The 20794-nt window shown below is 35.0% G+C and carries 19 protein-coding genes; 7 read left to right on the forward strand and 12 right to left on the reverse strand.

Going from position 1 to position 20794, the window contains the following annotated elements:
• On the forward strand, window positions 1-807 hold an 807-nt coding region (locus Q0951_RS06785; protein WP_299335704.1), incomplete at its 5' end, for a T9SS type A sorting domain-containing protein.
• A gap of 253 nt (window positions 808-1060) precedes the next feature.
• Window positions 1061-5722 (forward strand): LamG-like jellyroll fold domain-containing protein, encoded by a 4662-nt coding sequence (locus tag Q0951_RS06790; protein WP_299335706.1) that lies wholly within the window; start codon window positions 1061-1063, stop codon window positions 5720-5722.
• Between the two features lie 67 nt (window positions 5723-5789).
• On the opposite strand, the gene hisS is transcribed toward Q0951_RS06790, so the two are convergent.
• Complete coding sequence (hisS, locus tag Q0951_RS06795; RefSeq protein WP_299335708.1) at window positions 5790-7163, reverse strand: histidine--tRNA ligase; 1374 nt, start codon at window positions 7161-7163, stop codon at window positions 5790-5792.
• Window positions 7164-7401: 238 nt separating this feature from the next.
• Between hisS and Q0951_RS06800 the strand changes: the two genes are divergently transcribed.
• Together Q0951_RS06800 and Q0951_RS06805 are read left to right on the forward strand one after the other, a co-directional pair.
• Window positions 7402-8640, forward strand: a complete 1239-nt coding sequence (locus Q0951_RS06800; protein ID WP_299335710.1) for an ABC transporter permease — start codon at window positions 7402-7404, stop codon at window positions 8638-8640.
• 5 nt (window positions 8641-8645) lie between these two features.
• A complete protein-coding gene (locus tag Q0951_RS06805; protein WP_299335712.1) occupies window positions 8646-9551 on the forward strand; it encodes a GyrI-like domain-containing protein in 906 nt (301 codons plus the stop codon).
• 174 nt (window positions 9552-9725) lie between these two features.
• Here Q0951_RS06805 and Q0951_RS06810 read toward each other — a convergent pair whose 3' ends face one another.
• The 4 genes from Q0951_RS06810 to rpsF form a co-directional block, all read right to left on the reverse strand.
• Entirely contained in the window at window positions 9726-10199 is a 474-nt protein-coding gene (locus Q0951_RS06810) for a DUF6495 family protein (protein WP_299335714.1), read from the reverse strand.
• A 77-nt stretch (window positions 10200-10276) separates the two neighbouring features.
• Window positions 10277-10726, reverse strand: coding sequence for a 50S ribosomal protein L9 (gene rplI / locus Q0951_RS06815; protein WP_299335716.1), 450 nt, complete (start codon window positions 10724-10726; stop codon window positions 10277-10279).
• 13 nt (window positions 10727-10739) lie between these two features.
• On the reverse strand, window positions 10740-11039 hold the full coding sequence (gene rpsR, locus Q0951_RS06820) for a 30S ribosomal protein S18 (protein WP_299336139.1): 300 nt from the start codon (window positions 11037-11039) through the stop codon (window positions 10740-10742).
• Window positions 11039-11377 (reverse strand): 30S ribosomal protein S6, encoded by a 339-nt coding sequence (gene rpsF, locus Q0951_RS06825; RefSeq protein WP_230937135.1) that lies wholly within the window; start codon window positions 11375-11377, stop codon window positions 11039-11041. Before rpsF ends, rpsR begins: the two co-directional genes overlap by 1 nt.
• Before the next feature lie 199 nt (window positions 11378-11576).
• Here rpsF and Q0951_RS06830 point away from each other — a divergent pair, with 199 nt between their 5' ends.
• Window positions 11577-12272: a LytTR family DNA-binding domain-containing protein gene (locus Q0951_RS06830; RefSeq protein ID WP_230937136.1), complete on the forward strand. Its 696-nt coding sequence runs from the start codon at window positions 11577-11579 to the stop codon at window positions 12270-12272.
• Between the two features lie 60 nt (window positions 12273-12332).
• Here Q0951_RS06830 and priA read toward each other — a convergent pair whose 3' ends face one another.
• From priA to nadC, 4 genes are read right to left on the reverse strand one after another with little or no spacing between them, the layout of a single operon-like run.
• Window positions 12333-14786, reverse strand: coding sequence for a primosomal protein N' (gene priA / locus Q0951_RS06835; protein ID WP_299335718.1), 2454 nt, complete (start codon window positions 14784-14786; stop codon window positions 12333-12335).
• Window positions 14786-15214 (reverse strand): DUF2147 domain-containing protein, encoded by a 429-nt coding sequence (locus Q0951_RS06840; RefSeq protein ID WP_299335720.1) that lies wholly within the window; start codon window positions 15212-15214, stop codon window positions 14786-14788. Before Q0951_RS06840 ends, priA begins: the two co-directional genes overlap by 1 nt.
• Window positions 15207-16163 (reverse strand): YihY/virulence factor BrkB family protein, encoded by a 957-nt coding sequence (locus tag Q0951_RS06845; protein WP_299335722.1) that lies wholly within the window; start codon window positions 16161-16163, stop codon window positions 15207-15209. The genes Q0951_RS06840 and Q0951_RS06845 overlap by 8 nt, the downstream gene beginning before the upstream one ends.
• Before the next feature lie 27 nt (window positions 16164-16190).
• The gene (gene nadC, locus Q0951_RS06850; protein WP_299335724.1) at window positions 16191-17048 is read right to left on the reverse strand and encodes a carboxylating nicotinate-nucleotide diphosphorylase; all 858 of its coding nucleotides are present in this window, start codon (window positions 17046-17048) and stop codon (window positions 16191-16193) included.
• A 69-nt stretch (window positions 17049-17117) separates the two neighbouring features.
• Here nadC and rlmH point away from each other — a divergent pair, with 69 nt between their 5' ends.
• On the forward strand, window positions 17118-17591 hold the full coding sequence (gene rlmH / locus Q0951_RS06855) for a 23S rRNA (pseudouridine(1915)-N(3))-methyltransferase RlmH (RefSeq protein WP_299335726.1): 474 nt from the start codon (window positions 17118-17120) through the stop codon (window positions 17589-17591).
• A 2-nt stretch (window positions 17592-17593) separates the two neighbouring features.
• Here rlmH and Q0951_RS06860 read toward each other — a convergent pair whose 3' ends face one another.
• Window positions 17594-17893 (reverse strand): HPF/RaiA family ribosome-associated protein, encoded by a 300-nt coding sequence (locus Q0951_RS06860; protein ID WP_299335728.1) that lies wholly within the window; start codon window positions 17891-17893, stop codon window positions 17594-17596.
• A 155-nt stretch (window positions 17894-18048) separates the two neighbouring features.
• Between Q0951_RS06860 and Q0951_RS06865 the strand changes: the two genes are divergently transcribed.
• A complete protein-coding gene (locus tag Q0951_RS06865; RefSeq protein WP_299335730.1) occupies window positions 18049-18435 on the forward strand; it encodes a thiol-disulfide oxidoreductase DCC family protein in 387 nt (128 codons plus the stop codon).
• A 2-nt stretch (window positions 18436-18437) separates the two neighbouring features.
• Here the strand turns inward: Q0951_RS06865 and Q0951_RS06870 are convergent, their stop codons facing one another.
• Together Q0951_RS06870 and Q0951_RS06875 are read right to left on the reverse strand one after the other, a co-directional pair.
• On the reverse strand, window positions 18438-19367 hold the full coding sequence (locus tag Q0951_RS06870; RefSeq protein WP_299335732.1) for a hypothetical protein: 930 nt from the start codon (window positions 19365-19367) through the stop codon (window positions 18438-18440).
• Window positions 19368-19389: 22 nt separating this feature from the next.
• The gene (locus tag Q0951_RS06875; RefSeq protein WP_299335734.1) at window positions 19390-20787 is read right to left on the reverse strand and encodes a TIGR00366 family protein; all 1398 of its coding nucleotides are present in this window, start codon (window positions 20785-20787) and stop codon (window positions 19390-19392) included.
• Between the last annotated feature and the right edge of the window lie 7 nt (window positions 20788-20794).

A 20794-nucleotide genomic window follows, 5' to 3' on the forward strand; every position in this document is an offset into this window, starting at 1 on the left:
CAACCTGCAGAACCTGCAACAGAATGTTACGAAACAGCAACGTTTAATAATACCACATGTGCTTGGGAAATCACAGGAACTCAACCTGCAGAACCAGCAACAGAGTGTTACGAAACGGCTACGTTTAATAATACCACATGTGCTTGGGAAATTACAGGAACTCAACCTGCAGAACCAGCAACAGAATGTTATGAGACGGCTACGTTTAATAATACGACGTGTGTTTGGGAAATTACAGGAACTCAACCTGCAGAACCAGCAACAGAATGTTACGAGACGGCTACGTTTAATAATACCACATGTGCTTGGGAAGTAACTGATAATGGAACAGGTGTAACATATTACGCGGATACAGACAACGACGGATTTGGAGATCCAGACAACACTGTAGTTGATTGTACGCTTCCAACAGGATATGTAACCGACAATACAGATTGTGATGATACTAATGACATGATCTATCCAGGTGCAACTGAAATTCCAGATAATGGAATTGATGAAGACTGTGATGGAATTGATGATAGTACTCTAAGTACAGGAGAAGTGAATAGTAGAGATATTACTATAAAACCAAATCCGTTTGAAACAACAATCAATATTAATCTACCATTAAGCTTAAATGGAAGTGAATTTGAAATAAATATATATGATCTGAATGGTCGTGTGGTTTACAAGAAAAGAAAATCAAGTATTGATGGTACAATTATTATAAATGATCTTGATCGATTAGAACAAGCACCATATTTCATAAAAATCTCAAATAGAGATAATGGAATTACGGTAACTAAGAAACTGATCAAGTTTTAAACATAATCCTTATTGAATAAAAAAAGCTGAATTGTATGATTCAGCTTTTTTTTCATATAAATATCTAATAATCAACAAAGAAAGGATAGAGTAATATACTAAAGCAATGTGAAATCCCAGCGATTTTCAATCAACTAGTAATCAGTGAATTAAAAATCATTTACGCATTTCGTCGAATAAATTTGCATTTCAAGGAGTTATAAGATACATTTGTATCATAATTTATTAGTCCCAAACTAAAATTTAACCGCTTATGAAAATTTCTACTTTTTTTCAGAAAAAGTATGCTCTATTGGTTTTTACATTATTAACCATATGCATATCACACTCCCAAACGACAACAACTATAGGTTATTACGATTTTGAATCAGGAACCCAAGGTTGGTCAGGAGCATCGCAAGCTTTTCGTAATAATAATGCCACTTGGGCTTACGAAGGCACGCATAGTTATTGGATACGTAATGGTTCAACACCTACAAACTCCACGATGACCTCTCCCAATTATAGTCTCTTTCTTTATGACAAAATTGACATCAAGTTCTTTTTCTCTGCTTACAGTATGGAAAATGGAGAAGATTTTATTATTGAATATAATCATGGAGGTCTTGGTTCTTCATGGCAAATCATTGCCACCTATCGATCAGGAGATGTCGTCAATAAAAATGGAGATTTTGAGAGTACCAATAGTACGATTTTTTACGGTAAAACAGCTACAATATTTGCTGCCGATTACACATTTCCTGTATTACCAACTGGTCAATTTAGAATTCGACCTAGAGCTAACAATAATAGTGATACTGTTATGATTGATGCCATAAGTATCATAGGAACTACATTTCAAAACCCAACAACTGGTCCTGGTGGTATTACAAACGATCTTGATTTATGGTTAAGAGCCGATCAACTGGATGGCTCTTCTGTAGCGTCTGATGGTTCGGGAGTATCACAATGGATTGATAATGGAAAAGGCAATCATGCTGAAACTGTGGTGACTGGACAAGAACCAGTATACCGAAACAATATCAACAGAAACTTTAACTTTAATCCAGTAATAGAATTTGAAAACAATCCGAATACTGCTCCTCGGGATATGACTTATATCATTAATAATGGTAGTAGAGATGTCTTAAAAGGAACTGGTGGCTTTAATACAAACGATATGTTTGTAGTTATAATGCCTGATCCAGAAATTACAACATCAATGATCCCATTAGATACATTTACAAGTACCGATCCGTTAGGACAAACCTATGATGAAGATGTAACAGGGTTTGGTTACGGAGGATATTCTGCAAGATTTATTGACGAACGTTTCGCATACTGTATTGGAGTAACTAATGAATCTTCAGCTTCTAATCCAGCGCCTAGTTACGATGACGGCTATGGTCGTGCAGAAATAGGTACTGGAACTGATTATAACCAAGTCCAAATTATTAATATCAGACAAAATGCTGCTGATACAGATATGGAATTATACTTCAATGCCAATCAGATAGGTACATTAACCAATGATATTGCAGCCTATGCTATGGTCAACAATGGGAGATTTTGGTTAGGCCGCAGTCAATACTGGGCTGGTAGTTTTGACGGACGTATCGCTGAAGTAATTACGTTTGATGATAGAAAAGATGATTCTGATTTAACAAGAGAGCGTAACAGAATACAATCTTATTTAGCGATTAAGTATGGAATTACTTTAGGTGTCAACGGAACATCCCAAGATTATGTAAATAGTGATGGTGATGTCATATGGGACCAATCTGCAAATTCTGGCGCATACAATTATGATATTGCTGGAATAGGTAGAGATGATGATTCAGAATTAAACCAATTACAATCCAGAAGTGTCAATGATGCTGCTGATGGCACTGGTAGAATTGAAGGGATATTAACCATGGGATTGAATGATATTTATGATACTAATAGTGAACATGCGGCTACAGATCCTACTACATTTAATGATAAAGAATACTTGGTATGGGGTAATAATGGTGTTGATTTAAATCTGGCAGCAACTACCATAACGGTAAACATGAGTGCTGGTATTACGCCTGCTCTCAGTACTGATGTATCTTTTACAGCGATGCAACGTGTTTGGAGAGTTGAAGAAACTGGTGGAGATATTCCTTCAGTGAAAGTAAGAATTCCTCAGGATGCTATTAGAAATATTACACCTCCTGGTAATTACTACATGTTCATTTCAAGCACAGGTGTATTTGACCCTACAGCCGATTACAGAATTATGACTCCTGATGGAAGTGGAAATCTTGAAACAAATTACGATTTTGACGGTGTGAAATTTATCACTTTCGGATATGCGCCTCAGGTTATCGTTGAACGATCTGTGTATTTTGATGGTTCTGTAGATTATGTAGATATGGAAGATGCCTTAGATCTAAACCCTTCAGGATTTACCATTTCAGCATGGATTAAAAGAGATGCTGTTGATAGTGGAACAAAGTCTATAGTATCTAAAAGAAATGTTGCGTTTACTACAGGTTACGATTTCAGAATTTTAAACAGTAACCGTATAAATATTTCATGGAAAAATCCTGGAAGTAGAACACTAACATCTTCAGCACAAGTACCTAACGATGAATGGCATCATGTTGCTGTCATTTATGATGGTACTACTGCATCTTTGTATATTGATGGTGTATTAGATTCGTCTGCAAACTTAACAGCTCCAGTAGATACTGATGATTCATTTTTTATTGCTGCGGCTGGTAAAACGGCACCACAACGACATTTTAGAGGAAATATTGATGAAGTACGTGTTTGGGATAGAGCTCTTACTGAGGACCAATTACGTTTCATCATGAATCAGGAAATAGAAAATAACGCTACATTTTGTGCAGGTAAAGTATTACCTACAACCATCACTAAGAATGATGTAGGAACCATTCCTTGGTCTGATCTGGCAGGATATTATCCAATGTCTGTTTACACGTATACCAACACTGAAGATGCTTCAGGAAATGGTAATCAAGGTGCCTTGAGAAACCTGGATACAGTTGACCGTCAAACGGCTCCACTACCTTATGAATCTCAAGCTGATGGTGACTGGACGAATAATGCAACCTGGGAAAATGGTACCATTCAAGCAATACCTAACGAATTATCTGTAGTTGATGGTACAACACCAATTGACTGGAATATTGTTAGAGTAGCTCACGATGTCACTATTGACACTGAAGTTGTATTAGGTAGAGACCGTAAAGTACTCGGTTTATATGTAGATTCTGGAGAATTAACCCTTGATGGTGATAATGCAGATGCTGCAGCTGGTAACGGTTTAACCATTTCGCATTATTTAAAACTCGATGGAACAATTGATCTTGAAGGTCAGTCACAACTGGTTCAGGAAACAGGTAGTGATCTTGATCCTACGTCGTCAGGTGCTTTAGAGAAAGACCAACAGGGTACAGCAGATCTTTATACATATAATTATTGGTCATCACCAGTAGGTGAGCGTAATGCGACAACAAATAACAACTCGTATACAGTTACTGATGTCATGTTTGATGGTACAACACCAATTAACTTCATTAATTCTGGATATGATGGTACAAGTGGATCTCCAATTGGAATTGCTGATTATTGGATATGGAAATTTGCCAATCAACCAGATGATGACTATTCGGCATGGCAACATGTTAGACGAAATGGAACACTCAATGCAGGTGAAGGATTCACCATGAAAGGACCTGGAACCGGAACCATTACAGATTTACAAAATTATGTATTCCTCGGAAAACCAAATAATGGAGATATTAATCTTACATTAAATACTGGAAACGATTATTTAGTAGGAAACCCATACCCTTCTGCTATAGATGCTAACCAATTTATTACAGATAACGGACCAACAATTGATGGTGCTGGTGCTAACCCTTTAATTAGTGGTACACTTTATTTCTGGGAACATTGGGGCGGAGGAAACCATAACCTACAGGACTACCAAGGTGGTTATGCTACGTATAACTTCTCTGGTGGTGTAGCAGCACCTTCACTAGGAACCAATGATCCAGATGTAGGGACTGGTGGTACACCAACAAAATTACCAGCGCGTTACATTCCGGTAAGTCAAGGATTCTTTGTTGTTGGTGAAAATACAGGTACGATAAACTTTAATAACGGACAACGTATTTACAGAAAAGAAGGCGTAGGAACTTCTATATTTGTTAGAAATGCTGATCCAAATTCAACAGTATATAATTACAATCAAGATACTGATGATCGTATGAAATTTAGACTAGGGTTCAACTCTGTTAATACCATTCATAGACAGTTATTATTAACAATCGATGAAACTACAACAACAGGTTACGATTGGGCTTTTGATGCAAAGATCTACGACAACCAAATGGATGATCTATACTGGTTAATAGACAATGAAAAATATACCATTCAAGGTAGTAATGAAGCTGAACCACATAGCGTTTACCCATTAGGTATTAAAACTCAGGACGGAGGATTAAATACAATCACTATTGATGCCTTAGAGAATGTTCCTGATAATATCGAAATCTATATTCATGATATTGAAAATGATACATACCACAATTTAAGAGAGAGTGATTTCCAATTCTACCTTGCAGCTGGTGAGTATTTAGATCGATTTGAATTAACCTTCAGTGAAGGCGATTCTCTAAGTACTGAGGAACAGGAACTAAATACTGTGGATGTATTCTATAATAATGACACAGATAGCATTGCGTTATTCAATCCTAATTTTGTAGACATTCGATCTATCGAGGTTTACAACATGATCGGACAAAACATAACAACTATTGAAAATATTTCAGAACTGGACTATTCTGAATATAAAGTTAAGAACCTAAGCACTGGAACTTACATTTTAAAGATAGATACTTTAAGCGGTTTGCTATCGAAGAAAGTTTTGGTGAAATAATAGACCCAAATCTACCGTGATCTTAACTTAAGAATGCCTCTTTCCTTAATTGGAAAGAGGTTTTTTTTTATGATTTTAATTCTGAAATAAGCTGATTCAAACTCAACTGCTGTTGTTCACCAGATTCCATATTTTTAAGTGTATAAGTACTTGATGCTAACTCAGACTCACCTAGCAATACCACATAAGGAATTTCACGCTTGTTAGCATAATTGAATTGCTTGATGGTTTTCTTTTTATCTGGAAATAATTCGGCACTAACACCTTGTTCGCGGAGTGCTTTAATAGCCTTCATGCTAGCCATAGCTTCAGTAGTTCCAAAATTGATAAAGAGCACTTTTACCGTATTGGTTATGGTCTCAGGAAATAAATCCAGATCCTCTAACACCAAAGCAATACGATCCAAACCAAAACTAATTCCAACACCACTCATATCTTTGAGTCCGAAAATCCCAGTGAGATCATCATAACGACCTCCACCTCCAATAGATCCCATCTTCACACCTTCTGGTGCTGCCACTTCAAATATCGCACCTGTGTAATAATTCAATCCACGAGCTAAAGTCACATCCAGTTGCAGACTAGCTGTTTTTAATCCAAGAACATCAATATTATCGTTTATAAATTCTAGTTCCTCTATACCCTTTTTTCCTTCTTCGGAAGTCTCTAAAATCGATCTCAATTCACTAATCTGATCTCCAAAGCTGCCCTTCAGGTTAAACAACGGTTGCAACTTGTCGATACCAGATTGCGGAATCCCTTTTTCTAACATTTCAGCTTTCACCTTCTCCTCTCCTATTTTATCCAGCTTATCTAAAGCCACAGTAAAATCGATAAGCTTATCCTGAGCACCAATCACTTCGGCAATACCTGATAATATCTTTCGATTATTGATTTTGATAGTGACTCCTTCAAGTTTCAGCGCAGTAAACACAGCATCATATAACTGTACGAACTCCACTTCTTGCCATAAAGAATCACTTCCTACCACATCAGCATCGCATTGATAGAATTCTCTAAAGCGTCCTTTTTGCGGACGATCTGCTCGCCAAACCGGTTGTATCTGATATCGTTTAAATGGAAAATCGATGTCATTTTGGTGTTGTACCACATAACGCGCAAACGGAACGGTTAGATCATAACGAAGGGCTTTTTCTGAAATACCAGCTGTTAACTTATTTGAATCTTTTGCTTGATATAACTCATCATTAACTTTACTTAAATAGTCTCCAGAATTCAAAATCTTAAAGATCAAGCGATCCCCTTCATCTCCATATTTTCCCATTAAGGTACTGGAGTTTTCAAAGCTTGGGGTTTCAATAGGTTGAAATCCGAACATTTCAAACTCACGACGAATCGTATTAAAAATATAATTTCGCTTTGCGACCTCTTGCGGATTAAAATCTCTGGTGCCTTTTGGTATGCTTGGTTTTTGTGCCATAATTTTTCCTGCGAAAGCAGGAATCTTTTTTGATAAAACGTTTCATTTAAATCGAGAGGAATCTGTTTTAAGATGTCTCGACTACGCTCGAAATGACAGATCTATCAGAATTTATCATTTCAAACTTCACAAAAATATTATAAATTTTAGTCGCATTCGAAAGTTATTTCAATTTTATAGTAACTTTATGCTTGTTTTGTAGTCTTACAATAAAACGCAACCAACTTTAGAGTTTACTATGTTTTCATTAGTTAGAGAAAATATCCGCATTGCCTTTGATTCTATTAGAAGTCAACTGTTACGTACCATCCTTACCGTTTTAATCATAGCCATTGGCATTACGGCCTTGGTTGGTATTTTAAGTGCAGTATCTGCTTTGGAAAACACCATATCCAGTGATTTTTCATCCATGGGAGCCAATACCTTTAATATCCAACGATATGAGTTTAATACGCAACGTCGTGGAGACGAAGCTCAAAAGATAAATCCAGTTATTAATTATCGACAAGTAAAAGCCTTTGAAGAAGATTATAACTTTCCGTTTACAAAAACTTCCATCTCATTCCTTGGTACACGAACTGCAGAAGTTAAATATGAAAACGAGAAAACCGATCCTGAAGTTCAGGTATATGGGATTAATGAAAACTTCATTGCAAATTCTGGATTGGAGGTTGAAGTTGGTAGAGCACTCAACTATTTTGATGTTGAGAATAGCAATAGCGTTTGTGTTATTGGTAGTGATTTGAAGAAGGCATTACTCGACGAGGTCAACCCGTTGAACAAAACCATAAGCATTAGAGGTTCAAAATTTAAAGTCATTGGTGTTTTAAAAGAAAAAGGTGCGACGTTTGGGAATAATCAGGATTTACGTGTTTTGATGCCATTACAAAAGGCTCGGACTATTTTTACCAATGCTAATATCAATTACAGTTTGAGTGTCAAAACTGATAAAAAAGACATGCTTGAAGGTGCTCAGGATGAAGCTATTTTATTATTCCGAAATATTAGAGGCTTGAACCCTATTGAAGAAAACAACTTTGGTTTAGAGCGTAGTGACGACCTTATCAACAGAATTGGATCCATTACAGGTGTTCTAGAAACAGCTGCATGGATTATTAGTATCATTACCATTTTTGGTTCTACCATTGCCTTATTAAATATGATGTTGGTGTCTGTTACTGAACGTACACGAGAAATTGGTGTGCGTAAATCGCTTGGAGCAAAACGAAGTACCATCGCATTTCAATTCTTTATCGAAACCATTATCATTGGTCAGTTAGGTGGAATTTTAGGAATCATTCTAGGAATCCTATTAGGTTTTGGTTTTGCAGCTATTGTCGACTTCAAATTTGTGATTCCATGGACTGCCATGATCTGGGCCAGTGTCATCACCTTTATTGTAGCTGTGATTTCCGGATCATATCCTGCAAATAAAGCTGCTAAGCTTGATCCAGTAGAATCGTTGCGTTATGAGTAACTAGTATGACGCTTTCCTCAGCACATATCAAAAGCATTAATAAAGCCTTACATTATATTGAACACCATCTCGAAAGTGATCTATCATTAGAGTGTGTTGCCAGTATAGCACATTACTCGCCTTATCATTTTCATCGTGTGTTCAAACAGTTCACCAATGAAACGCTTAATAATTACATTGCCAGAAAGCGTGTAGAGAAAGCTTCTGCAGATATACTACATCGCGATGGTATTACGATTTCAGAGTTATCAACACAATACGGATTTACAAGTCACTCATCATTTACTAGAGCTTTTAAAAAGTTCTATGGTGTGAGTCCGTCCAATTTCCGAAGAGATAGTAAAGGCAAGTATAGCAAGATTAGTCAAGCGAAAAGCAAGAATGGACAACCCATTACCACTTTTGAGGATTATGTTTGTCATATCAATCAAAAAAACGATACAGATATGACATCCAACATTAACGTAAAAACAATTGGTAACATACAAACTGTTGGGATAACCTGTATAGGCAAACAACAGTTAGATCAGTCTTTTAATCGCCTGCTGGAATGGGCTGGATCAAAAGGATTGTTAAGGAATTCTGAGTTTAAAATGGCAACTATCTTTTACGATAGCTTTAAAATCACAGCTCCAGATAAAGTAAGAATGACCTGTTGTCTAGTTGTAGACGAGCCTGTAAACACTGATGGCGAGGTTGTCTCAACCACTATTAATGCAGGACAATATATTATTGCTCATTATGAAATTGGTGTTGAAGTGTTTCCTGTGACCTGGATGAATCTATTTAAATGGATGAATGATAATGGTTACAAAAAGCGTGATGCACCTCCCTTTGAAATTTACCACAACAACTTTAATGAGCATCCTGAAAAAAAATGCATTGTTGACATGTATATTCCTGTGGAGTGATTTCTAATTGTAATAAGATAAGTACAAATGTCATTCAGAAGGAGGTACGACTGAAGAATCTTAGTAAAATTTAAACTGAAAGATTCTTCGCTAGCGCTCTGAATGACAAGCTTTAAATTAAAAAGCAAGAGTGAGTAACAACTCAACGACTTAACGTCAAACAACTAAACGCCATTATTTACCTACTAAATTTTCAAAATACTGGTATAATTGACCTTTAGTGATGTTAGCACCTTCTTGAATAAGTTTAAATTTATCGGCACCTTTATCGTCTGAATACTCTTTTTTTGCAGTAAAAAATTCGATATCATCAGACATCAAGTTCTCTCTAAACCAGTGATAACCTTCTGTTGTAGTGATATCTATTTCGGTGTTTTTTATTTTGAGAGCAATTAAGCGCATATGCTTTTCGGTGCAATGAAAGAGGTGCATTTGCTGTGGTGAAATATGTTCGAGGTAATCGACTTTAGACAAGACACCTTCCCAGATCAAATCGCTAAACACATCTAATTCTTGCTCAGCAACTTCAGGCTTATTCGCTTTGATATCTGTCCATTCATCTGCAGTTATGGATTGCGTAGCTAGAAAATTGATGAATTCCTGGTGGAGTTCTTCAAACTGTTCTTTTGTTAGTCTTGAGTACTTCATTATTTATGCTTTTAAAAAATAATCAGAAAAAAGCCTCAACGGTAAGTTGAGGCTTAGTGTTATAATGTATTTGAAAATTAAGCTTCAGCTACAACTTCAAATGGTAAATCAACTGATACTTCTCTGTGTAATCTTACAACAGCGTCGTATTTCCCTAAACGTTTTACAGTTCCACCAGCAACAGAGATGAATTTTTTATCAATCTCGTGACCAGCTTTTTGTAATGCGTTAGCTAAATCAATATTGTTTACAGATCCAAATAATTTGTCTCCAGATCCTACTTTAGATGAAATTTTAATTTCAAGATCCTTGATAGCATCTGCAGTTTTTTGTGCTGCTTCAATAATTGATTTTTCTTTGTAAGCTCTTTGCTTTAATGTTTCTGCTAATACTTTCTTAGCAGATGACGTCGCCATTACAGCTTGTCCTTGAGGAATTAAAAAGTTTCTACCATAACCGTTCTTTACTGTTACAATATCGTCTTTAAATCCTAAGTTCTCAACGTCTTGTTTTAATATAAGTTCCATAGTTATTGGTATTTTATTTTAATAAATCTGCTACGTATGGCATTAACGCTAAATGACGCGCTCTCTTTACGGCTACAGATACTTTTCTTTGGTATTTTAAAGATGTTCCTGTTAAACGTCTTGGTAAGATTTTACCTTGTTCGTTTACAAAACCTAATAACCAATCTGGATCTTTGTAATCAACATACTTAATTCCAGATTTCTTAAAACGACAATATTTCTTCGTTTTAGTTGTATCGATATTTAATGGAGTTAGATACCTAATCTCTCCATCTTTTTTTCCTTTTGCTTGTTGTTCAATTGAAGACATAATTACGCTTTTTGTTTATCTCTGTTTCTTCTCTTTTCTGCCCAAGCAATCGCATGCTTGTCTAATTTTACTGTTAAGTAACGCATAAAACGCTCATCACGTCTAAACTCTACTTCTAATGGATTAATTACTTCTCCATCTACAGTGTACTCAAATAAGTGGTAAAATCCACTCTTTTTGTTTTGAATTGGGTATGCTAATTTTTTTAAGCCCCAATCTTCTTTGGCTACCATCTTCGCTCCTCTAGAAACAAGAAAATCTTCATATTTCTTTACTGTTTCCTTTATCTGGTCATCAGATAAAACGGGATTTAAGATGAAAACAGTTTCATAATGATTCATAAAAATCTATTTATTGTGTTAAAAATGAGTGCAAAAATAACTATTATTTCTAATTCTGGCAATGTTTTTGTTTATTAAATTTCAGAAGGCAAAAATATGTTAAGAAAATGTTAAAAATCACACTTTACCGATGTTTTTTGGTTTTTATCCGAATTTTTCGTACTATTGTCGATATCTTAACCTAAAATATAATAATGTTATGACTTTAAACTGTGTAGTAGTTGATGATTCTGCGATTCAACGATTATCGATTGTAAAGTTAATTGAGAATCATTCCTCACTTAACCTTATTGCAGAATACAGCAGCGCATTAGAAACTAAAAATGGACTTAACACTCATAAAGTAGATCTTATCTTCTTGGATATTGAGATGCCAGTCCTCAACGGTTTCGAATTGCTGGATGTACTCAACAACAAACCCCAAATTATTTTCGTTACAGGTAAAACTGAATACGCGTTTAAAGCTTTTAATTATGATGCAACCGACTACCTACAAAAACCTATAACTAGGGAAAGATTCAATCAATCTGTAGAAAAGGCGCTAGAACAACATAAATTAAAGCTAGATTTCAATGAAACTGATGGCGAACACATCTTCGTCAAAAGTAATCTAAAAAAACGAAAAGTTTACATTAAAGATATTAAATGGATCGAAGCCCTTGGTGATTATGTAAAATTAGTTACTGAAGAGAACAGCCTTGTCGTTTTATCTACAATGAAAGCTTTTGAGCACGAATTACCAGAAGGTAAATTTCTAAGAATCCATAAATCTTACATCGTTAACCTAGACAAGGTTGATCGATTTAACAGCAAGAACGTAGAAGTTGGCGCTTATGAGATTCCATTAAGTAGAAACAAGAAAACCCAACTTGTTGATGCCTTAAACAATATTTAAAGGACATTAAGACTTTATTAGTTTGGAGATATAACGTTAAACGATTGACTAATTAACTTTTTAATAATTATCGACATTTAAAATTACTCTTATTGCCCTAAAATCTTTCACACTGAGGAAGCTATTATTAATTTTAATAATGGCTTCTTTTGTTTTTGACAGTGATTGTTTTTGCGGAATCTTCACTAAAATATGCTTTAAATACTGATTACGAATTCTAGCCACTGGCGGAAACTCAGGTCCTAAGACATACTTATCAAAAACAGTTCGTAGCGATCTGGCGTACCACTCAGCACCAATATTGACCTTTTGATAATCTTTATGTTTTAAAGTAATCTTTATCATCCTATAAATTGGTGGATATTTATAAATATGACGCTCATTCAATTGTTCCTCAAACATCTGAATAAAATTATTGGTGGAGACTTGTTGTAAGATCTTATGATAAGGATTATACGTTTGTATCAATACCTTTCCTCGTTCTTCCGTACGTCCTGCTCTTCCAGAAACTTGTGCCATAAGTTGATAACTGCGTTCGTGAGCTCTAAAATCGGGAAAGTTGAGCATATTATCAGCATTCATGATGCCTACAAGTTTTACATTTCTAAAATCTAATCCTTTGGTTAGCATTTGCGTACCAACCAAAATATCGATGTCGCCTTGCTCTAAAGAAGTAATAATTTTTTCATAACCGTATTTACCTCTGGTAGTATCCAAATCCATACGCGCCACATTATGCTCTGGAAATAACAGCTTTGCCTCCTGCTCTACTTGTTCTGTACCAAAGCCTTTACTATCCAGTTCAACACTACCACAGGCCTCACAGGTTTTAGGCATAACAGTATGATAACCACAATAATGGCATCTTAACTGGTTTTTATATTGGTGAAATGTTAAACTCACATCACAATTTGGGCATTGAGGTGAATGTCCGCAGGTGTGACACTCTACAATTGGTGAAAATCCGCGTCGATTCTGAAACAGAATAATTTGATGTCCATTCTTTAAAGTTTCGGTCATCTCCTCGATTAGTCGATCACTAAAATGACCTTGCATACGCTTTCGTTTATGCTTATCCTTGATATCGACCAATTCAATATCTGGCATCAGCACATTATTATAGCGCTGATTCAATTCTACCAAACCATATTTTCCCTGCTTAGCATTATAATAACTCTCCAAGCTTGGTGTAGCAGATCCCAATAGTGTTTTACACTGAAAGATACTAGCCAATACAATGGCTGTATCACGTGCATGATATCGTGGTGCTGGATCAAACTGTTTATAAGACGATTCATGCTCCTCATCAACAATGATCAATCCTAGATTTTGAAAAGGTAAAAGCACCGAAGAACGTGCCCCAAGAATCACCTGAGCTTTAGAAGCATTCTGTAAGACATTATTCCAAACCTCAACACGCTCATGAGATGAATACTTACTGTGAAATACAGCAACTTTTTCTCCAAAATAATTTTGAAGACGTTCCACTAGTTGAGTCGTTAAAGCAATCTCAGGAAGCAGATATAGTACTTGCCTTTTTGCTTCAAGCTGATCTTCGATGAGTTTGACATAAATTTCGGTTTTACCTGAGGAAGTTACACCATGCAAAAGTGTAATGTTCTTATTTTCAAAAGATTCTCGTATGTCACTTAAAGCATTTTCCTGATGCTTATTTAATCGCTTTGAGTCTTCATTATCGTCTCCAGAATACTGAACGCGATCGGTTTGGATATGATATTCTTCGAGAATTCCTTTATCAATTAATGCTTTTACAATAGATGAAGATGCGCCACTTTCCGAAGTTAGATCAGACACCTTTACAGGTTTTTTAGTTTGAGCAGAGACAGAGAACAAGGTCATCACTACATCTCGCTGTTTGGGAGCTCGACTAAGATCTTCCATTAAGTTTTGAAGTCCGTTTTCCGAAGAAAACTCAGTGCCTAACTTTACATATCTAACTAGCTTTGGTTTGTATTTCTCATAGATCTCTTCCTGAACAGAAATAGCATTTTTATCTAATAATCGCTTGATTACAGGTAAGACATTTTTTTTATCCAGAATAGACATAAGATCCTGAATTTTTAAGGACGATTGATGGTGTAGCGCCTCATAGATTACAAACTCATCATCTTTTAATTCCTCATCATTAACAACCGTATTTTCATTTTTGCTTATGATGGTTTCACTTTCTAAAATGAAGACACTTGGCAAAGCTGCTCGCATCACATCTCCTAATGTACACATGTAATATTCGGCAATCCATTTCCAATGTTGTAATTGCTGAGAAGTAACAACAGGTGTTTCATCTAAAATTTGATGAATCTCTTTAGCCTCGTAAACTAAAGGTGCATTGTTATGAATGTCAATAACTAAAGCTGTGTAGATTTTTGTTTTTCCGAAAGGAACAGACACACGAATACCTGGCTTGAGAAAATCGGCTTCAGCTTTGGAAATAGCGTAAGTAAAACTTTTCTCTAAAGGAATTGGTAATATGACGTTGATGAAATAGTCCATCAATCTTCAGCTCTTATCCAATACTGTGTGCGAAAAAAGAATGCAATATAACCTCTTACCTGAAGTTTATTAGAATTGTCTTCATCTAATTTTAATCTACAATCGTAGACTTTACCGTCTTCAGGATTGGTTATGGTACCTTTTTTAAATACGTCTCCAATTTTAATCATATTTTTAATGATCTGGAGTCCTAAAACTGGTTTGTTATAATCGTCACCTTTACAAAATTTACATGGTAGGTCTCGTTTTTCTGGATCGAAAATTTCAATAATCTTACCATAGACTTTACCATTTTCTTTATAAATTTCTACAATAGACTTCTCCTCACCTGTTTCATCGTCTACGGTTTTCCATTTTCCAAAAATGGTTTGTGAGGATACTGAAATCGTCACTAAAAGCATTACTAAAACCAGAATATATCTATTCATTTTCATTATCATTTTTCTTACTTAAACGTCTAATGGTTGCATTTAGTTCATAACCTAACAATAAAATATTTGCATTTAACCACAGATAAAACAGCAATATCAACAATGCTCCTATGGAGCCATATAATTTATTATACTGTGAAAAATTCTCGATATATACTCCAAATAAATACGATGTTAAAATGATTAAAAGCGTTGTAAATAATGCTCCTACAGAGAAAAATTTTGAATGTCTTCCCTCCTTAGTACCAAAATAATACAAGGTAGCTGTAGCAACATAAAGCATGACTACAAAGAACAGGTATTTAGAAAACACAACCCAAAACAAGTTAGGGTCTTTAGTTGCAACCTCTAAAGTATCAAATTGTTCATATAGTGGTTGGATGATAAAGATTTGAAAGTAACCAAAAACAGCCACAGTCAATATAACCAGAAAAGCCAGTATCAAAGCTACACCTAAAGCATACATGAATTGCTTAAATACATTTCTGGTGAGTTCTTGATGATAGGAGTTTTCAAATCCTGAGAACACAGCACTTACACCATTAGCCATTAATACTATAGAAATTAAAAACACAGAAGATATCAATCCGCCTCGTTCTGTACTCTCCAGATTTTCAAAGATATTAGTAAAGAAAAAATCAGAGGTTTGAGGTGGAAGAAATGATTCCAGAAACATTAAAAATTCTACCTTAAAATCATCTATTGGGATGTATGGTATCAAGATTAATACAAACAGTAAAAACGGAAAAATAGCTGTAAAAAAGCTAAACGCAATGGCACTTGCTCTTGTAGTTAATGCGCCTTTAAAAATTCCAATAGCATACAATTCTAATAGATCGTATAATGTCAGTCCTTCTAGTGCAGGCAACTTGATACGCTTTAACAAATCTACAATGAGATTAATTACAGGAATCTTAGCAAGTCTGTCTTCAATAGATTTAGACATGTAGTCGTTGTTTAGGAATAATTGACATTATACAGCTTTCAAACTGAGATCCATATTATACACTGAATGTGTCAGCGCTCCTGAAGAAATATAATCTACTCCGCATTCTGCATATGCCCTAACGGTTTTTTCGTTAATTCCTCCAGAAGATTCAGTTAGGCATTGCTCACCAATCAATTTTACTGCAGTTCTTGTATCTTCATAATTAAAGTTATCGATTAAGATACGATATACGCCTTCAGTTTCGAGAATCTCTTTAATCTCTTCAAGATTTCTTGCTTCAACAATAATTTTTAAGTCACGATTAGTGTCTTTCAAATACTGTTTTGTTTTGTTGATCGCTTTGGTAATACCTCCTGAAAAATCAATATGATTGTCCTTGAGCATAATCATATCATATAATGCAAATCTATGGTTTTCACCACCTCCAATTTTTACTGCCCATTTCTCCAAGGCTCTAATTCCAGGTGTTGTTTTTCTTGTATCTAAGATTTTAGTTCCAGTACCTTCCAATAGGTCGACAAACACTTTTGTTTTAGTCGCAATAGCACTCATTCGTTGCATAGCGTTTAAGACTAATCGTTCTGCTTTTAAAATAGATTGTGAAGCACCTTCAACGTAAAAAACTATATCACCATATTTCACATGACTTCCATCCTCTATTAGTGTCTCAACCTTCATATTACTATCCACATGAGCAAAGACTTGTTTAGCAAATTCCACACCTGCAATAACACCTTCATCTTTGACTAGGAGTTTCGCTTTTCCTAGAGCACTTGGAGGAATACAGGCTAAAGAACTATGGTCTCCATCACCTACATCTTCTCTGATGGCGTTAGCAATAATGAGTTCTATTTCTTTATCGAATTGTTCTTGTGAAATCATATTTTCAATATTTACTGTAAAAATAGCAATTGCATCTTAAAAACTTTCAAAAAATTATAACTTTGAAACATGACAATTAAACTTCTTGCCATTGGCAAAACAGATAATAGAGACCTTCAATCACTAATTGATGAATATCAAAAGCGACTGGGCTTTTACATCAAATTTGAATTTGAGATTATTCCAGATATCAAGAAAGTTAAAAACTTAAGTGAAGCTCAGCAAAAACAAAAAGAAGGCGCACTTATTTTAAGTAAGCTTAATAATTCTGATGTTTTGATCCTACTGGATGAGAATGGCAAGCAATTAGACTCCGTTGGCTTTTCTCAATATTTACAAAAACATATGAATTCTGGTATTAAACAATTAGTATTTGTCATAGGAGGTCCCTACGGATTTTCACCTGAAGTCTATCAAAAAGCAAATGGGAAACTGTCATTATCAAAAATGACCTTTTCCCATCAGATGATTCGCTTATTTGTTATTGAGCAATTATATCGTGGCTTTACCATTCTTAAGAATGAGCCGTATCATCATCGCTAGTTCTAATAAGGTTTATAGACTTCTTTTCGTTTTTTTAGTTGACGAACTAAATCACTAATCGTTTCTTTTACAGCAACTTCATAATTCTTTTCATTAGATGTCGCAAAAATACGTGGTCCTGGCAAACTTAATTCTATATCACAAATCTTACCGTTTGTGTGATCATTTTCGTCTTGTTTAAAGCGTACTGCAGCACCAACTAAAAACTCATATCTATCAAATAATTTCTTCAATTTCTCTTCTGTAAAAGTGTTTAATGTTTCACTTATATCTACATCTACGTATCTAATCGTTACATTCATAATCATTCTTGTTTTAAAGGTTAATTTCTTAATACTAATTTACAAATTTTACTGGTCTTTGAAGGTGACATATGTCATAAAAAAAACTAAAAATTGAAGTATTTTGAAAGCATTTATTTTTTTATTCGTCTACTTACATAGCAAAACCTATAATCATGAAATCAGAAAGAAATAAAGATATTATCGTTTTTGACGGCGAATGCAATTTGTGTAATGGCGTTGTTGGATGGTTGTTGAAATTTGCGCCTGAAGATCTTTTTCAATTTGTTGCATTCCAATCCAGTTACGGACAAGAACTGTTAACAGCTTATGGATTTCCAACAGAGCAATTAGATACGGTTATCCTAATTGATGAACAGGGTGTTAAAACGCATTCTGATGGGTTTTTGATAATTGTATCTAAGATACCTAAATGGAAACGAGTTGCTGCTTTATTAGCCTTTATTCCTAAGCTAATACGTGACTACATTTACAAAACAGCCTCAAAACATCGGATTCAATGGTTCGGACAATCAAAAAGCTGTACTATTGATTTAAGCTAAGTTTATTTCTGCTTGTAAAGATACCATCCATCCATAATAGGAATAGCTAACAGATAAGGTTCCCGTCCTGAGAATAAATCCAATGGACGCACCACTGCATTTGGTTTTGCCTTTAAAAAGCCTATTTGTTGTCCTTCCAGGCCTTCGCCAAAACCACCAATAATTGAAAAGTAATAGGTATCATTCTCATAGTTATACGATTCTAAAAGCAAATTTTTTAACAGCTCTCCTTGCTCAGAATCATAAGAATCTAAATAGGTTTTATCTTTTAAATTTAATAACAAAGCCTCAAATTTTGAGATATTAGACTTGAAATAATCTACAATGTCTTTATCGGTTTTACTCAATAAAGTGATCTTTTCAGCTTTCAAAAGATAAGTATCAAAATCTCCTAAACGCTTGTTGTATAGCAACGTATCACGCATTCCTTTGCGCTCCATATATGAATTGCGTTCTTTTTTAAATTTGACTAACAACTCACTTTTAGATTTCCCTTGATATGTGTTTTTATAGATTTCTCTCATAACCTCCTGAAGGTCGTACAAATAAATTCGATCTACTTTCCATTGTTTATTTTCAAATACGAGTTTAGCGTAGTAATTTGCAACAATAGCAGTATCCTGAAACAACTCAATACTATATAAAGCATAAGACATCTGTTTAAAATTAAACACAATATCTTCGGGAAATAAAGCTGGGTTTATTCCACTCGCAGGTGGTAAGACAGTATAGGTTGAACTATGAGCATCTCTGTAATTTTCAAATTCATTATTAAAATATTGTTGTATTAACTCTGAATCAGTTACAGCCTTTTCAATCGGTTCAACAGTCTCCTTAACAGGTTGCGCTTCAATGACAGGCTGTTTGCTTCCGCAGTTAAAAACCAAAATGGATAATACAAATAAAACAGAACTCGTAAGATGGTTTTTCATCGTTGATTATTAATTTAGAATATTAAAATGGTACATAGAGGACCATCAAGGTTTGAATCACAAAGAATATCACAAACGGTAATACTAAATATCCCATAATATCTCTGGCTTGCAACTTCACTCCTGCTCCCATGACTGGCAATACTAATAAGATAAAAAAGGGCTGAAGCATATTACTTAAGCTCTCTCCATAAGCAATTGACATAGACGCTCTAGACACCATAGCAGTGACTTCGTTTTGAGGTAGGCCTGTAGCAATATCCTGAACCGCCTGAATAATACTTGGTCCTACAACAGCAAACTCTCCTCCTGCTGAAGGAATAGCAAAATTGACCAAGCCTCCTGTAATGTAGGCAAAAAACGGATAGTTATCTATTGTCATTACCGAAACCAACATAGCTGTAAGTTTTTCGCCAATACCCGTATATAACATAATACCCATAATTCCAGCATAAAATGGATACTGGAACAAAATTCCTGAGATATTACTACTGGCGCGTTTCATAGCTATACTATATTGCATAGGCGTTTTATGAAGCAACAAGCCTAGCATCAAGAAAATGAAAATCATGATATTTAAATTAACATCAAAACCGAAGGTCACGAAATGATAAATGACATAGGACAATCCCATGGTAAAAATGATCAAAGACAGTATTGAGGTATTGTTTAAAGTATCAGATATTGCTTTAACTGGCAACTTGAAACTTTCTGCTTCATCTTTTATTGAGGATTCGTTAGATTGGTAATTGGACTGCAATAGATCTTTTAATTCTTTTCCATCTGTTTTTTTGGGAACTAACCATAGAAACAATATTGGTGCTACTACCATAAACACGAGTATCATAGCTATATTCAATATAGAACCCAAAGTAAAACTTGTGGAGATCTTAGAAGCTAAAATACCTTCTTCGATTAAAAAATTATTTTCAGTGTTTAACAGTAAAGGAATTGAACTTGATAAACCACTCACCCAACCTCCGAAGGAAAAATAAGCACAAGCAATTAAAAACGGATAATTAACCCCTTTTACTCGCATCGCTAATTCTCTTGCCAATACACAGGTTATGACTATCCAACCAAAACTCACAAAGGATAATAATGAACCTATAATTAGCACAAAAGCATACACCTGTTTTGGTGTTTTAATGAACGTGGTTAGTTTATCTATGCCTCGTCTTATCGCTGGTGACAAGGCAATACTAAAACCCGTTACAATTATAAGTACAATCTGCATCCCAAAACTCAACAAATTAAAAAATCCATCATACCAGGACTTAATAATATCCAAAGGTTTAGTATCTACCCAAAAGTAAGCAGCTAAAGCCGTTATTAAAGTTAAAAGAATGGCAAACACAAATGCACTTGGCATATACTTTTGAAATAGATCTGTAAATCGTTCGCCGAGTTTGGTTAGCATGGTTGAT

It is taken from the genome of uncultured Psychroserpens sp., assembly GCF_947501425.1.
GTDB lineage: Bacteria > Bacteroidota > Bacteroidia > Flavobacteriales > Flavobacteriaceae > Psychroserpens.

Excerpts from the sequence above, each read along its gene's own strand:
- Q0951_RS06790 (WP_299335706.1), top strand. The coding sequence starts at position 1,061 with ATGAAAATTTCTACTTTTTTTCAGAAAAAGTATGCTCTATTGGTTTTT.
- hisS (WP_299335708.1), bottom strand. The coding sequence starts at position 7,163 with ATGGCACAAAAACCAAGCATACCAAAAGGCACCAGAGATTTTAATCCG.
- Q0951_RS06800 (WP_299335710.1), top strand. The coding sequence starts at position 7,402 with ATGTTTTCATTAGTTAGAGAAAATATCCGCATTGCCTTTGATTCTATT.
- Q0951_RS06805 (WP_299335712.1), top strand. The coding sequence starts at position 8,646 with ATGACGCTTTCCTCAGCACATATCAAAAGCATTAATAAAGCCTTACAT.
- Q0951_RS06810 (WP_299335714.1), bottom strand. The coding sequence starts at position 10,199 with ATGAAGTACTCAAGACTAACAAAAGAACAGTTTGAAGAACTCCACCAG.
- rplI (WP_299335716.1), bottom strand. The coding sequence starts at position 10,726 with ATGGAACTTATATTAAAACAAGACGTTGAGAACTTAGGATTTAAAGAC.
- rpsF (WP_230937135.1), bottom strand. The coding sequence starts at position 11,377 with ATGAATCATTATGAAACTGTTTTCATCTTAAATCCCGTTTTATCTGAT.
- Q0951_RS06830 (WP_230937136.1), top strand. The coding sequence starts at position 11,577 with ATGACTTTAAACTGTGTAGTAGTTGATGATTCTGCGATTCAACGATTA.
- priA (WP_299335718.1), bottom strand. The coding sequence starts at position 14,786 with ATGGACTATTTCATCAACGTCATATTACCAATTCCTTTAGAGAAAAGT.
- Q0951_RS06840 (WP_299335720.1), bottom strand. The coding sequence starts at position 15,214 with ATGAATAGATATATTCTGGTTTTAGTAATGCTTTTAGTGACGATTTCA.
- Q0951_RS06845 (WP_299335722.1), bottom strand. The coding sequence starts at position 16,163 with ATGTCTAAATCTATTGAAGACAGACTTGCTAAGATTCCTGTAATTAAT.
- nadC (WP_299335724.1), bottom strand. The coding sequence starts at position 17,048 with ATGATTTCACAAGAACAATTCGATAAAGAAATAGAACTCATTATTGCT.
- rlmH (WP_299335726.1), top strand. The coding sequence starts at position 17,118 with ATGACAATTAAACTTCTTGCCATTGGCAAAACAGATAATAGAGACCTT.
- Q0951_RS06860 (WP_299335728.1), bottom strand. The coding sequence starts at position 17,893 with ATGAATGTAACGATTAGATACGTAGATGTAGATATAAGTGAAACATTA.
- Q0951_RS06865 (WP_299335730.1), top strand. The coding sequence starts at position 18,049 with ATGAAATCAGAAAGAAATAAAGATATTATCGTTTTTGACGGCGAATGC.
- Q0951_RS06870 (WP_299335732.1), bottom strand. The coding sequence starts at position 19,367 with ATGAAAAACCATCTTACGAGTTCTGTTTTATTTGTATTATCCATTTTG.
- Q0951_RS06875 (WP_299335734.1), bottom strand. The coding sequence starts at position 20,787 with ATGCTAACCAAACTCGGCGAACGATTTACAGATCTATTTCAAAAGTAT.